The following is a 14,368-nucleotide window of genomic DNA, read 5'->3' on the forward strand; positions in this document are numbered from 1 at the left end:
CGAACCATGCCCGTGACGGTGACCCTGCCGGCCGGCTGCGATGTGAAGGACCGGACCAAACGCGAGCAGTTGATTGGGCGGAAGTATCTCGCGCGTTGGGGGATCGTTGCCCCAGCGTAGACTCGCGCCGTCGGCTCTTACTCCAGCGGCGGTTGATCTGTTGCTCGAGCTGCTCGAGACGCCGAGTGCCATGATATCTGCCGCCGCGATCGAAGTCGCCGAGCCAGCGGCGGGGCAGCTTCGCGAGGCTGGCTTATTGATCGCTCACGGGCATGAACCGGTCGCCGTATCGCCCGCGAGCGATGACGACGTACCATTGCCGGTGATCCGGCTGGCCGACGGATCGCTGGGCGTGTTTGATGCTGAGCACGGCCCAGTCTCTATCGAGCCCGAACGACTGATGATGTATCGGGTAAACATCCCGGCCTTCCTCGGCTCCATGGTTGAGGCGCTAAAGTTCGTGCTGCGTCATCCTCCTCATGAGCTGGTACCCGGGGTGATTTGGGATCTTGGCTCGCCCCGCTTTTTCCGAAGCTCCATCCACTCGCTTTGGTTCGTCCGCCGGAGTGACCGTCCAGAAGTCCAGTGGACGTTGAAGCAGGCTGTAGAAAGCAGACCCACCGAGCGTTTGCGAGTGATCGTAACGAGCAGCAGATCCGTCGAACAGGGAGAGCGACCGGCGGGGGTCATTGTCGTCCCGCTGGAAGAACTACTTCTCTCCCCAGATCGGCTTTCGCTCTCTCCCGAGTTCCTTGGCGGCCGGCTCCGCGGTCCGCCGGAGGGCAAGGCGCCCGACCGCCTTCACCTCTCAGCGGATGAAGGTGGCCTCATGCTCGGCTCCGCCATCATCATCCGACTCAGGAGCCCAGATCGGAGGGCTGCCATACGAAAGCTGCTTTCAACCTCCGCATCGGGCGGGTGGACGAGGGCGACGGAAGTTACCAGCGACGGATCCCTGCGGAGGTTCTTCGGCCCGGGAAACTGGAAGAAGCTCCAGCCCCTCCTCGAGCAAAGCGCTGAAGGCTGGCGGTTCAGACTCTAGCAGTTGTTCGCCCTGTTGTTCGCCCTCTGGATCCCTGCCTGTTCGCCGCCAGGGCGGCACAGAATCCCGCATCAGTTCACCCTGCTGCGAGGACATCGACATGGCCACTCGTCATCTTCACCAACACGATCTCGCTGAGCGCTGGCGCATCTCCGAGCGTACTCTTGAGCGATGGCGCTGGATTAAGTCCGGGCCGGCGTACATCAAGGTCGGTGGGCGGGTCGTCTACACGCTCGAGGACGTGGAGTCCTATGAAGCTGCGCAGCGGCAGACCGGCGGCGCGCAGTGAGCGTTCCATTCGGCCCCGATCCGGAAGCGGGCGTTGGGAGGGCAGCGCTCCTGCGTTGCACCTTCGGCATCTACAACCAGACGACGCCCTGGACCGACAGTCGCGAGATGCCTTGGCCCAAGCTCGCGACGCTTCTGACCACGCACGAGCTCGGGCCCAAGGAAGGCACCTGCATTGTTCCTGCGGCGTTCAGGGGCATCCATCGGAACAAGAAAGACGCCAGCCGCATCGAGGTCGTGATGCTGGATAGCGACAGCGGCGCCACATTGGATGAGATTGTTGCGGCCATTGGCCTTCTTGGTTTGGCCGCGGTTGTCAGCTCTACGCACTCACATCTCAACACGGAAACGCGAGTTAAGCGTGGTGCATTCGAGACCTGGGTCCTCAAAAATGAGCTGAACGATGACCCGGGCGCGGCAGAAGCTTTCTTGGCTCAGGAAAAGGGGATGCTGCTTCGCGTTGCCAAGGGCGCCACGATCACCGCGCAGGACGAGACCTTCGTCACCGTTTCACACCAGCCCTGCCCAAAGTTCCGGATCGCCCTACCTCTGGCCCGCCCCTGGGTGGCCGCGGCTTACGAGACCCAGGCCCAGGCCGCCAAGGCTTGGGAACGGCAGTACGCCGCACTCGCCCATGCTCTGCGCCTGCAGCATGACATTTCCTGCTCGGATGTGTCGCGGCTCTTCTTTCTGCCGCGTCGGTCGGCAGATGGTCCGCCGGTGGAGACGCAGATCCTCGAAGGCGATTGGTGCGACATCTTCGCGCTGGACCCGCCCGAACCCGAGGGGCCTTCCGCGAATAGCAGCAAGAGGGGGCGCCGGCAGGCCGGTAGCGCCGCCCCAGGCAGCCGCAAAGCGACCCAACCAGATCAGGATCGCAGTGGCATCGACTTCGGCCTCAGCCCTGATCTCTCCTATTCGGACGCGGACACTGGCGAGATTCTCGATCTGCGGAAGTGGGCGCGCAAGTCAGGGCGCCACTTTCAAATCGTTCCCGCCCTGAAGTCCCGCAGTCCCCAGCTGTTCGTTGGCAAGGTCGCGGGCGACGTTCGCCATCACATCCTTTGTCCGAATGCCGATGCCCATACGGGGACCGATCCGGATGCTGCCACCTTCATCTGCAACCCCGGTGCCGGAGAAAGCGACGGCTTCGTCATTCATTGCCGGCATGCCCATTGCAATGACCGCGACCGCCTCGTCTTTCTGCGCCAATTGCTGGAGCAGAAAAGCCTAACGATCGATGACCTTCAGAGCGCGAAGTTCCAGCCAACGGCGCCCCCGCCAAAGCCGTTGATCCGGGTCACGGGCGGCAATCTCCCGGAGGTGGTGCAACATGCCGAACAGGCACTTATCGGTCCGCCGCATGGGGCATATCAACGCGGGTCCTTCCTGGTCCGTCCGGGCCTGATCCGGCTCGGCGTGGGCGACGCGGTCGCACGCACCAGCTTGCAGATCATCGAACTTGAGGATCAGGCTCTGGCCGAGGCTATGACGCTCTGCGCCCATTGGCAGCGTTTCGACGGCCGCAGTAATGAATGGGTCGACATCGATGCGCCGACGAAGGTCGCCACGGTGCTATTGCAGCGACGTGGGCGTTGGCAACTGCCGGTACTAGCCGGCATTCTATCTGCTCCGACGCTGCGCGCGGACGGGACGGTCCTGGACCAGCCTGGCTATGATCCTGCGACCGGTCTTTTGCTGGCCACGCGCAAAACGCACTTCCCTGTGATACCTGACCAACCAAGCCATGCCGATGCCAAGGTAGCGCTGGATCGCCTCATCGATCTCATTGCGACATTTCCGTTTGTGGACGATGCCAGTCGCAGCGTGGCTCTGTCCGGTCTCCTGACCGCCAGTATTCGCCGATCCCTCCGCACGGCCCCGCTGCATGGCTACACCGCACCAGTGGCAGGCTCCGGCAAATCCATGTTGGTCGATCTCTGCAGCATCATCGCGACCGGCCGAGTGGCGGGTGTGATCGCGCAGGGGCGGACCGAGGAGGAACTCGAAAAGCGGCTCGGCGCCCTTCTTCTGAACGGGGAACAGGTCATCGCCATCGACAATTGCGAGACGCCGCTGGGTGGGGAATTCCTATGTTCTCTGATCACGCAAGAGTTCGTGCGCTGCCGTATCCTAGGTCGGTCTGAGGCGCCTGAACTTCCCTGCAACAGCTTTCTGACAGCGACCGGCAATAACCTCACGCTGCTCGGCGACATGACCCGCCGCACCGTCCTGTCCCAGTTGGACCCTCACGTCGAGCGACCGGAGCTGCGCGCCTTCGATCGCGACCCACTGCGCGAGGCGCATTTGCATCGGCCCGAGCTGCTTGTGTCTGCGTTGACTGTGCTGAGGGCATATCACGTCGCGGGATATCCGAATGCGCCGACCCCACTGGGCTCCTTCGAAACCTGGTCAACCTGGGTACGGGGCGCGCTGCTTTGGCTTGGGCGCGCGGATCCAGTTTTGACCATGGAAACCGTTCGGGCTCAGGACCCCCGACTGGAGTCCTTGGTCACGGTGATTGAGCATTGGCACCAGAGCCTCGGTGCCAGTGCGGTGACCGTGCGGGAGATTATCGCCTGCGCCTCGGAGCAGCGGACGGGCCCTGGAGGGTCGATCGGTTACCCGCGGCTCGAATTCGTCCGCCCTGATTTTCGCGAAGCTTTGCTGGTCGTGGCTGGCGACAACGGCGCGATCAACAGTCGACGTTTGGGCCGGTGGATAGGAGATCACCATGCGCGGGTTGTGAGCAACCTGCGCATCGCGCGCGCGCCCATGCAGTCGGGCAACCAGCGCTGGAAGCTGGAGATGGAGGAGAGCCATGCCGCGGCAGCGTAATTTGGTGGATGTGGTGAGTTTAGTGGATGTCTGGTCAACCCCACGCGGAAACTGTCAGAGGATAGTTATTATCTCCTCATCACATGCAAGGCGTGCGTGTGTGACAGTTATCAGAATGGGGCCAGGAGACATCCACTAAACCCACCATATCCACCAGCTGAACTTCACTGCTCCGCGCGACGTGGCGCTGGCCTTTGCGATCTACAAAGCCGACTGGGCAATGGTCGTCTTGTCCGCGGTGCGCCCGCTTATGAGTGCCGCATGCTCGGAGCGGTCCCGACCCGGACATTCTGCGCATCCGGCTCGTAATCTCCACATCGCAAAACAAGGAACTCCGTCGCAATCATGTCGCGATGCGCTCGCGCCAATGATTCGTTAGAATCCCGGCAGGAACTAGAGAGGCCCGACATGCCGCAGCGTAGCTTCCCGACCTACAAACCCGACGGGCTCCACTGATGGGCGCGCCCGCTTTCGCCCCCACGCCGGAGCAGCGTCGCATGGTCCACGCGATGGCCGGCTACGGCGTGCCGCAGGACGACATCGCAGTTGTGATCGGCATCACCTCGCGCACGCTGCGAAAGCACTTCCGCCACGAGCTGGATGTTGCCGTGATTGAGGCCAACAGGCGCGTCGCGCAGTGCCTGTTCAAGCAGGCGACAACCCCCGGCAACATCGGCGCCAGCATCTTCTGGCTCAAGGCGCGGGCTGGCTGGCGCGAGAAGCAGGTGGAGCCGCCGCCCGAGGAGCCGTCCAAGCTCCTCATCGTGCGCCGCATCATCGAGCCGCGCTTCATCGAGCCGGCGCCACAGGCCCAGGCCATCCTGGAAGGAGAAGCCTCGTGACCGCAGCCTCGCCCATCTTTCCGGCCTACAACCGCGCCCGTGTTGAGGACCTCGTGCCCTATGCGCGTAACGCCCGCACCCACTCCCCGGCGCAAGTCGCGCAGATCGCCGCCTCCATCCGCGAGTTCGGCTTCACCAACCCCGTCCTGGTCGACGGTGAGCGCGGCATCATCGCCGGGCACGGCCGCGTCATGGCTGCGCGCCAGCTGGGCCTGGCCGAGGTGCCGACCATCGAGTTGTCGCACCTGACATCCACCCAGCGGCAGGCCTACGTGCTCGCCGACAATCGCCTGGCGCTCTCCGCCGGCTGGGACGACGAGATGCTGCGTCTGGAGTTGGGCGAACTGCACAGCGAGGGCTTCGACCTGGCGCTCACGGGCTTCGGAGAGGATGAGCTGGCCGAATTCCTGCTGGAGCCGACCACCGGGCTGACCGATCCCGACGAGGTGCCCGCTCCGCCGGAGATCCCGGTCTCGCGGCCCGGCGACATTTGGGTCCTCGGCCGGCACCGCATCATCTGTGGCGACAGCACCGACCCCGCTGTGGTCGAGGCCGTGCTCGGGGGCGTCCGGCCGCACCTCATGGTGACCGATCCACCCTATGGCGTGCTCTACGACCCAGCCTGGCGCAACGCCGCCCTGCCCGGCGCCAACACCGCGCGCACCGGCAAGGTGCTCAACGACCACCGGGCCGACTGGAGCGAGGCCTGGGCCCTGTTCCCGGGCGACGTGGCCTATGTCTGGCACGGCGCCCTGCACGCCACCACGGTCGCCGACAGCCTCACCAGCTGCGGCTTTGAGATCCGCGCGCAGGTGATTTGGGCCAAGGAGCGCCTGGTGATGGGCCGTGGGCACTATCACTGGCAGCACGAGCCCTGCTGGTACGCGGTCCGCGGCGGCGCCACCGGCCATTGGGCCGGCGATCGCAAGCAGACGACGCTCTGGAGCATCCCGTCCAGTGACCAGGACGCCACCACTACCCACGGCACCCAAAAGCCCGTGGAATGCATGCGGCGTCCGATCGAGAACAATTCCTCGCCGGGCCAGGCGATCTACGAGCCATTCTGCGGGTCTGGCACGACCATCATCGCGGCGGAAATGTCGGGACGCGCTTGCCACGCCATCGAGCTCTCGCCTGCGTTCGTCGATGTAGCGGTGCTGCGCTGGCAGGCCTTCACCGGGCAGCTGGCGGTGCTGGAGGCCGATGGTGCCAGCTACGCCGCCACGGCTGCCGAGCGTGCCCAGGAGCCTGTGCCTGCCGCCGGAGCGCCGACATGACCCAGGGCCTGGCTTACTGCCCAACCGAGGAGCAGCGGCGGACGGTGCGAGCCATGTCGGGCTACGGCATCCCACAGGAGGACATCGCGACGTTCTTCGACATCGATGCCAAGACGCTGCGCAAGCATTTCCGCAACGAGATCGACAAGGGCTCGATCGAGGCCACGAGCAAGGTGGCGCAGTCGCTGTTTCGGATGGCGACGGAGGGGAAGAACGTGGCAGCCGCGATCTTCTGGATGAAGGCGCGCGCGGGGTGGCGGGAGAAGCAGCAGGTCGAGCACGAGTTCGCGCGAGGCGCCGTGATCAGCGGCGGGCACCCTGCTGAGGATCTGACCGATGAAGAACTGATGCAGATCATTCGTCGGGGCCAGCATCAAGACGATCCGAGGACGCCGCGCGCTGGGAGGTTCGCGATTGATGTCGCGCCAGAGATGACCGTGAAAGAATGGACGGATCGCTACGCCCCGAAGGCGAAGGCATAGCCGTGCCTCAATCGCATCTGTTCACCACCGACCAACGACCGTTGATCGGTGTTGAACAGGGAGCGGACGGGGGCGGCGGCCCGAAGGTCGAGGGGGCTCGTCACCCGAGCAGCTCGGCCTCGCGCCGCCCCGCCACTTCCGCTTCGCTGCCCATGCCGCGGCCACCGAGATCGCGGTCGAGGCTATCGGCCGCGATCCAGCCGCTCATCATCACCATGGGCATGCCGGGGCCGGGATGCGCCGCGCCGCCGGCGAGGTAGAGCCCCTTGACCGCGCGACTGCGATTGCCGGGCTTGAAGGCGCCGGTGAAAGCGCCGTGCGAGGCCAGGCCGTAGATCGCGCCGTCGAGCACGCGGTAACGCTCGTGGATATCGACGGGAGTGAGGCGGCGCTCCACGACGATGCGCTCTTCGATGTCCTCGAGGCCAGCCGTGCGCTTGAGCTTGTCGAGGATCTTCTGGCGATAGCCGGGGAAAAGCTCGTTCCAGTCGTGATGCGGGCGCAGATGCGGCGTGTGGACCAGCACGTAGAGGGACTCGCAACCTTCGGGCGCGCTGGTCGGATCGGTGCTGGCCGTCGCGGCGAGATAGGCGGTCGGATCGGGGGCGGGTTCGCCGCGCTTGTAGATGGCATCGAACTCCTCCTCCGCGTCGCGCGAGAAGACGAAGTCGTGATGGGCGAGATGTTCGTAGCGGCGGTTCAACCCGAGATAGAGCACGACGCCGGAGCAGGCGGGTTCATAGCCCTTCCTCGCATAGCTCTCGCCCGTGGAACCGCCCACCAATTCCTTATACGTACGGATCGCGTCCATGTTGGAGATGACCGCATCGCAGGCGATGCGCTCGCCCGTGGTGAGCGTGACGGATTGCACGGCGCCCTTGTCGATGCCGAAGCCTGCCACGTCGCATTCGGTGCGCAGCTCCACGCCGAGCTCGCCTGCGAGCTTGGCCAGGCCCTCGGCCACGGCGCGCGTGCCGCCGACCGGATACCACACGCCCTCGCTCGCCTGCATGTCGCCGATCGAGGCGAGCACGGCCGGCGCGAGATAGGGGTTGCTGCCGACATATTGGCAGTAGTGGTCCAGCATCTGCGCCAGGCGCTCATCAGGCACATGGCCGCGGATCACCTTCGCGACCGTCTGGCCCATGCGCAGCGCGAGCACATCCTTTAGCGTGTTCGGCGAGAAATTCTGCTTCACGTCGAGCGTGTCGCCGATGCCCTCGACCGACTTCCAGAAGAAGAATTTTTCCGACACGCCATGCAGATGCTTCGAGACGTCCTGGAATTTTCTGTAGCCCACACCGACTCCCGAACCCGGCGCGAATTCGTCCATGGCCTGCGCCATGGCGCCGACATTCTCCATCAGATCGATGCGCGTGCCGTCATCGAAGAAGCAGCGCCATTGCGGGTCGAGGCGGATGAGCGGCAGCTCCTTCGTCTGGTCGCGGCCCGCCTCCGCGTAGATACGGCGTAGGACGCGCGGCACCGTTAGGATGGTCGGCCCCATGTCGAAGCGGAACTGGCCTGAACCGTCCGGCGCGTCGAGAAACAGCTGCGCCGCCTTGCCACCAAGCCAGGGATTCTTGTCGAGCAGCGTGACGCGATAACCACGCGCTGCGGCGACGCAGGCGGCGGCGAGGCCACCCAGCCCCGCGCCGACCACGACGACATGCGCGCTCATGCCAGCACCGGATGCGGCGAGAGCGCCAGCTCCTCCTGCACGAGCTTCGCGGTGATGCGCGCGCCTTCGTAGATCACCGGCAGGCCCGAGCCGGGATGCGTGCCGCCGCCGACCAGGTACAGGCCCTGCGTGTCGTTGAATCGGTTGCGCGGGCGGAAGCTGAGCATCTGCATGAGATCGTGACTTAGGTTGAAGGTGGCGCCATAGCCCACGGCGAAATCATCCTGCCAGGACTGGGGCGTGACCATCCGTTCGTAGCGGATGCGGGATTCGATGTCGTGCAAGCCAAGCGCCTTCAGACGATCCAGCGCGAGACGGCGATAGCGCGGTGCCTCGGCGCTCCAGTCCGATCCGTGACGCAGGTTGGGCACGGGCACCAGAACATAAATCGCGGAATGTCCGGGCGGCGCCATGCTGGGATCGGTGAGGCAGGGATTCTGCACGTAGAGGCTCGGCGTATCGGGCAGCTCGCCTGATTGGATCTGGTGGATGTTGCGCTGATATTCCTCGGCCAGCAGCACGTTGTGATGCGACAGCTGCGGAAAGCTTCCCTCGACGCCGAGATAGAGCATGAAGGTCGAGCAGGAATAGCGCGCCTTCTCGATCTTCCGGTTGGACCAGTCCTTGCGGATATAGTCGGGCACCATCCTGGGCACCGCATGCGCGAAATCAGCGTTGAGCACCACGGCGTCGGTAGCGATATGCGTCCCTGCGACCTCCACGCCCTTCGCGCGGCGGCCCGTGAAGGCGATGCGATCGACCGGCGTGTTCAGCCGGATTTCCACGCCCAGGCGCTCGGCCACGCGCGCCATCGCGTCGCTCACCGCACCGCAGCCGCCGCGCGGATGGAACACGCCGTGCTCGTATTCCAGGAAGCTCAGGATCGTGAAGAGCGACGGGCACTTGAACGGCGACATGCCGAGGTATTTCGTCTGGAACCCGAAGGCCAGGCGCACACGCGGATCGGCGAAATAGCGGCGCAGATTCTGTTCCACCTGCTGGTGCGGTCGCAGCTGCGGCAGGCTCTTCATCACGCCGGGCGACATCATGTCGCGGTGCCGGAGGAAAGGACGCTCGAGGAAGGGGCGGAAGACCTCCAGCTTGCGGCGGTTGTCTTCCATGAAGCGGCGCAGCCCAGGAACGTCGCCCGGCGCGATGGCGGCGATGGCAGCCTCCATCCGCGGGATGTCCGAGGTGGCTTCCAGCACCGCATTGCCCTTGCCTTCGAAGATCAGCCGGTATTGCGGATCGAGGCGGATCAGATCGACCTCCTGGTCGAGATCGGCGCCACAGGCCGCGAAGATTTCCTTCAGGATGCGCGGGTAGAGGAAGAAGGTCGGGCCCAGGTCGAAGCGATAGCCCTCGGGCGAGGTTAGGGTACGCGAGCGCCCCCCGACCACCTCATCCTTCTCAAACAGGGTGACCCTTGCGCCTGAGGCGGCGAGTTGCATGGCCGCGGCCAAACCCCCAGGACCGGCACCGATCACGGCGACGTACGGCCGCTCCCGGCGCAAGTGCGGGGCGGTCAACGGAGCGTTCATTCAAGACCTGACCATATGTTCATATCTGGAGATGTGGTGGCCGGATAAACGCGCAAGGGTTGCCCTCGGCGGCAATCTTCAGGTGGGATTCTCGGGCAGCAAGGCGAGCAGTTCGGCCGCCTCCAGTATTTCCGTGCAATGGGCCTGGGCGCGCGGCAGGAGCCGGGCGCGGTAGAAGTCCGCAATCGGCCGATTGTGTTGAAAAAGGCGGTTTTCGGCAGAGTCGGACATTGCCGCTGATGCAGGACGAGCGAGGGCGTTAGGCCTCAGGCGACGGCCGGGTTGGGCGTCGGGATCAGCTTTGCGAGCTTACGGAGGTTTTGGGCGGCGGCTACGAGGTGGAACTCGTCACGGGCGCCACGGGGACCACGTAATCGGAGGCGGTCCAGGCGCATGATGCGCTTGAGATGGGAGAAGAGCATCTCGACCTTCTTGCGTTCGCAGCGCGAGACGCGCCACTCATCGTCGTCGGATAGGCGGCGAGCCATGTCGCGGGCTCCTTCATGGATGGACCGCGGCAACTTGCGCGCTGGCTCCTTGGGACAGCACTGCTGTTTGAGCACGCAGGTGTCGCAGTCGATCTTGCTGGCGCGGTAGAGCAGCGTCGCGCCGTCGTTGACCAGCGTGCCGCTGGTGGTGAGCGGCATGCGGCTCTATGCCGCGCTCGTGCACCAGCCATGCCCGACAGGTCGACGAAGCGATCGATCGAGCGGAGCAGGTGATCCATCGGCACGTGGCGATCAAGGTTGAAGCTGTAGAACAGGGCCTCCTGCAACACCGTCCGCTCGCCCAACATCGCCACGCCCGGCGGTGTCTCCAACGGCGTGACAATGCGGTGCCCTGCCTGACGCCCAGGTGACCGCCAGACTGGAGTGACCGGCGAGGCCGGCGCCCTTCTCCCGCTCGGATGCTGCGTCCGACTGCATCAAGTGAGAATCGATAGGTGCGGCGGTCCATCGTCAGCTGGCCGCGCGCGCCATCACTCTCGCCACAGTGGTGTGTGTCCAGCTACCGCAGCCGGTCGGCGTCGATACGCAGCGTCGGTTTAGGCCCTGGGCGATCGCCGTCATGCTCAAGGCGCCTTCGGCTCTTTCAGCATCTACCTCAAGCGCAAGGCGGTGCGCCGTGCGCGTGGCCGCCTCGACCCTGGACAGCGCAGCAGCCGCTGCATTGGGCCCGCTCGCTGGACGCCAGCCCCTGTCCCCACCCAGCACAATCCCCCGCGCTTTCGCCGCCGCCAGCGCCGCCTTCGTCCGCGCGCTGATCAGCTCCCGCTCCCTCTGCGCCATGGCGGCGTAGATCCGCATCATCAGGTCATCCGCACCTGGCATGTCCGCCGCCCGGATCGAGACACCGTCCTCCAGCAGCTGTGAGAGCGTGTGCGCGCGCCGCGTGATGCGATCGAGCCGCGCGGCCACCAGCACCGCACCGAGCTGCCGGCACTTCAGCAGCGCCGCCTGGAAGCCCGGGCGCCGGTCGTCTTTGCCACTCGCGATGTCGAAATGCTCCGACACCAGCGTCCAGCCCTGGCTGGCCACGAAGGCCCGCACGCTGGACTGCTGGGCCTCCAGACCCAGCCCACTCTGCCCCTGCTCCGCGGTCGAGACCCGGTACAGCCCGATCGCGTAGCGTGTTCCCGTCGCCCGCATCAGCTGGCCAACGCGGGGCTGGCGACGCGATAGATGCTGTAGCTGCCTTTGGCGCCCTGCTTGCCTGCGCTGACCTGCTTCACCCGCTGCAGCACCTGTACCGGGAGGCCCTTCTTCTTCAGGCCCGCGAAAAAGCCCCGGATCGTGTGCTGAGCCCAGCCGGTCGCCTCCATCACCTGGGCAATGGTCGCACCCTCCTCCCGGCGCAGGAGTGCCAGCACTGCGTCTTGCTTGGTGCCCTCACGGGGCTCGCGGAGCGCACCGGGCATCCGTGTATAGTCTCCGCGGCTCAGCACCGCCTTGAGGGCCGCCAGGGCATCCTCCAGGTGCTCCTGCGCCTCCCAGGCCACTACGGTCGCGGTGGCAGCCTCGCGCAGGCCGGTGCGGGTTCGTGTGGCAGCTGCGACCGGGGCAGTCTCGCCGAGCGCCAGCTCCGCCTCGCCCTCGGCCGCCGAGGCTTCCTGCTGCAGGGCGAATTCCGTGGCCTCTTCCCCCGTGGTCAGCTCGCGCGGCTCGGTGCCGGTATCGCTGGGCTGCTCGGGCACTGCGCCTATAGCGCGCAGGCCGTCGTTGGTAATGCGCAGCGCGACCCAGGCGCCCGCATCGTCCTGCCGCCACCCGAGGACGCGGTGCTCGGCCGGTGCCGGCACCTCCTCCAGCAGCTCGTTCTTGAGCATGCTGCGGAAGACCGCCTGGCGCGCCGCGGCGGGCAGCTTGGGCGCGCTGGCCAGCAGCGCGTCATGCCGGCTGGCCTCGCGGAGGATGATGGATTGTGTATCGGAAAGCTTCGTCATCGTCGGGCTCCGTTCGGCACCCGATCATTCGGGTGCTATGAGCCCAAGCCCCGCTCAGCGAGGCCGCGTGGAATGCTGCGCGTGGATAAGCATTCGCTCTGTGTCGCGAAGAAATCAAGCGAAGTTGGGATCATGAGGTCGCTTACTATTGGTGGCGACGGGGGAACTCCGCTGGCGCGATCACTCCACGAACCGTGGGCTGGGCTGGATCCTCGATACCTCCCAGCCAAGGAATTCGCGCTGGCGCACTGGCTGACAGGTGGGGAGTCTGGCGAGCAACGCCTCGACGTCTCAGAAGCCATGATCCACCTCGCAATGGGTGGCCTCCTCCTGCGAAGGGTCGCCCACCGCTGAATTCTCAAACAATCACTCAGAAGTTGAAGCCTCCGGCGAAACCGGTGCGGTTCACATGTGGCCAGCCAGTTGGGCTCCGAGAGGCTGCCATTTACGCCGATGGCACGCTGGCATGATATCTGTGCGGCACCGACATTATCGCCAAGGCTCATGCGTGTATTGCCCTATCAGGACTATGCGCCCGAATGGCCCGTGGGGTCGAGGCAGTACTTTCAGTCTGAAATCTAGTGAGGATCATAATGGAGCGCCCAGTTATCGACGCCGACGGCACGCATAAATGGTATACTAACGGTAATCTCCATCGCACTGATGGACCGGCGGTCACAGAAGCGGACGGCACACACTATTGGTATGTCGATGGCAAGTGTCATCGCACCGATGGTCCGGCTGTCACGGAGGCGGACGGCACACAGTACTGGTATGTCCACGGTAATCTGCATCGGGTTGACGGCCCTGCTATCATTCGGGGCAACGGCGACCAGGAATGGTTTTGTCACGGTGAGCGTCACCGCACGGGTGGACCCGCCTACACCCATGCCGATGGCACTCAGGAATGGTATCTCGACGATCTACGCCATCGCGCTAATGGCCCAGCCATCAGCTGGGCTTGCGGATCGCAGGGATGGTATCTCCATGGTCGTGACATTACTGCTGACGTCAATGCGTGGATTGTCAAGCACGATCTACGCGACTGGACTGAATGGACTGTCGCGACTTGGGTATTTTTTAGACTGCGTTTCGGTGAGTAGTAGCCGCCATTATCTCACATTGGGAGTTACAGCACCGACTGGGTCAGTGTAGATGATCGAGTGAGGCGGCCGATGGGCAGATGCGGGGTCGATCACCGCCCTGGCGGTGGTCGCTCATTGCCCGCTTCGTGGCAAGCAATCCGGCAGTTCTGACTTGGCCTCAAGATGGCAGACGCAGCATTCGGATCCGGGCTGTCCGAGCGACTATCCGCTATCTAACCCCTGGGAAGATTGGCGAGGTCGTAGAGGCCAGTCCGGTCCAGTCGGAGCCGGCGCAGGTCGGTGACGGGGGAAGCGAGGAGAGCCAGGATCCGGCCTCGTGAGGTGGAAATGGCCCGGCGCACCGGGCCGAAATCGCGGGACGGGGCAGCCGCCGATACGGTGGCCCGACCATCCCAGGAAAGCACCTCGGTCCATCGCTCCCGATATGGCCGCCCGCGCCAGCGAAAGCCGCACTCGCCCCGCATGCGGTTAAAGGTGACGTCCAGGCGAAGCACTCCGGACGCAGCCGGCGAGATCGTGGCCCTCAGGCTGGCCTCGCTTTCACATGTTGTGGCGTCGAGGAGTTCCAGGTTCTCGATGCCGATCACCCGCAGGCGCCGGGCATCGTCGATCCCGATGAGAGCGACGAGGCGCTGGGAGATACCGGTACCGCCATTGCCGTCGATCTCCGCTAACAGTACCTCCCGCCCGCCGAGTGGGAGGATCTTGAGAGGGGGCGTGCCGCCGTAACGAGTAGGGATGACCACTTCGCCCGTCGGCGCGTCGGGTCCCGAAAAACGCAGGCGCGCGAGACGTAAAGGATGGTTCTCGATTACCGAGTGCACGGAA

General features: G+C 64.9%; 13 protein-coding genes and 1 pseudogene. 7 read left to right on the forward strand and 7 right to left on the reverse strand.

Annotated elements, in window-relative coordinates; all coding sequences use genetic code 11:
* The first annotated feature begins 160 nt into the window (after positions 1-160).
* From ACO057_RS06770 to ACO057_RS06795, 6 genes are all read left to right on the forward strand, one after another.
* Positions 161-1,042 carry a hypothetical protein gene (locus ACO057_RS06770; protein WP_421989927.1) on the forward strand — a complete coding sequence of 294 codons (882 nt, stop codon included), beginning with the start codon at positions 161-163 and terminating at the stop codon, positions 1,040-1,042.
* Between the two features lie 100 nt (positions 1,043-1,142).
* Entirely contained in the window at positions 1,143-1,331 is a 189-nt protein-coding gene (locus ACO057_RS06775; protein ID WP_421989929.1) for a helix-turn-helix transcriptional regulator, read from the forward strand.
* A complete protein-coding gene (locus ACO057_RS06780; protein ID WP_421989931.1) occupies positions 1,328-4,168 on the forward strand; it encodes a hypothetical protein in 2,841 nt (946 codons plus the stop codon). Before ACO057_RS06775 ends, ACO057_RS06780 begins: the two co-directional genes overlap by 4 nt.
* Positions 4,169-4,623: 455 nt before the next feature.
* A complete protein-coding gene (locus tag ACO057_RS06785; protein WP_421989933.1) occupies positions 4,624-5,010 on the forward strand; it encodes a hypothetical protein in 387 nt (128 codons plus the stop codon).
* Entirely contained in the window at positions 5,007-6,287 is a 1,281-nt protein-coding gene (locus ACO057_RS06790; protein ID WP_421989935.1) for a site-specific DNA-methyltransferase, read from the forward strand. Before ACO057_RS06785 ends, ACO057_RS06790 begins: the two co-directional genes overlap by 4 nt.
* Positions 6,284-6,769, forward strand: a complete 486-nt coding sequence (locus ACO057_RS06795; protein WP_421989937.1) for a hypothetical protein — start codon at positions 6,284-6,286, stop codon at positions 6,767-6,769. The genes ACO057_RS06790 and ACO057_RS06795 overlap by 4 nt, the downstream gene beginning before the upstream one ends.
* A 100-nt stretch (positions 6,770-6,869) precedes the next feature.
* Here ACO057_RS06795 and ACO057_RS06800 read toward each other — a convergent pair whose 3' ends face one another.
* The 6 genes and pseudogenes from ACO057_RS06800 to ACO057_RS06825 form a co-directional block, all read right to left on the reverse strand.
* On the reverse strand, positions 6,870-8,450 hold the full coding sequence (locus ACO057_RS06800) for a phytoene desaturase family protein (RefSeq protein ID WP_421989939.1): 1,581 nt from the start codon (positions 8,448-8,450) through the stop codon (positions 6,870-6,872).
* The gene (gene crtI / locus ACO057_RS06805) at positions 8,447-9,991 is read right to left on the reverse strand and encodes a phytoene desaturase family protein (protein ID WP_421989941.1); all 1,545 of its coding nucleotides are present in this window, start codon (positions 9,989-9,991) and stop codon (positions 8,447-8,449) included. The genes ACO057_RS06800 and crtI overlap by 4 nt, the downstream gene beginning before the upstream one ends.
* A gap of 78 nt (positions 9,992-10,069) precedes the next feature.
* Positions 10,070-10,222 (reverse strand): hypothetical protein, encoded by a 153-nt coding sequence (locus tag ACO057_RS06810; RefSeq protein ID WP_421989943.1) that lies wholly within the window; start codon positions 10,220-10,222, stop codon positions 10,070-10,072.
* Positions 10,223-10,257: 35 nt separating this feature from the next.
* Positions 10,258-10,596, reverse strand: a pseudogene (locus ACO057_RS06815) (transposase); the annotation flags it as partial.
* Between the two features lie 354 nt (positions 10,597-10,950).
* Positions 10,951-11,640 carry a recombinase family protein gene (locus ACO057_RS06820; RefSeq protein WP_421989945.1) on the reverse strand — a complete coding sequence of 230 codons (690 nt, stop codon included), beginning with the start codon at positions 11,638-11,640 and terminating at the stop codon, positions 10,951-10,953.
* Complete coding sequence (locus ACO057_RS06825; protein ID WP_421989947.1) at positions 11,640-12,434, reverse strand: DUF3489 domain-containing protein; 795 nt, start codon at positions 12,432-12,434, stop codon at positions 11,640-11,642. Before ACO057_RS06825 ends, ACO057_RS06820 begins: the two co-directional genes overlap by 1 nt.
* 593 nt (positions 12,435-13,027) lie before the next feature.
* On the opposite strand from ACO057_RS06825, the gene ACO057_RS06830 reads away from it, so the two are divergent.
* Positions 13,028-13,537 (forward strand): hypothetical protein, encoded by a 510-nt coding sequence (locus ACO057_RS06830; RefSeq protein WP_421989949.1) that lies wholly within the window; start codon positions 13,028-13,030, stop codon positions 13,535-13,537.
* Positions 13,538-13,752: 215 nt separating this feature from the next.
* Here ACO057_RS06830 and ACO057_RS06835 read toward each other — a convergent pair whose 3' ends face one another.
* Entirely contained in the window at positions 13,753-14,364 is a 612-nt protein-coding gene (locus tag ACO057_RS06835) for a hypothetical protein (protein WP_421989951.1), read from the reverse strand.
* Positions 14,365-14,368: the final 4 nt, after the last annotated feature.

Origin of the sequence: Roseococcus sp., from assembly GCF_965227005.1 — a bacterium.
Classification (GTDB): domain Bacteria; phylum Pseudomonadota; class Alphaproteobacteria; order Acetobacterales; family Acetobacteraceae; genus Roseococcus.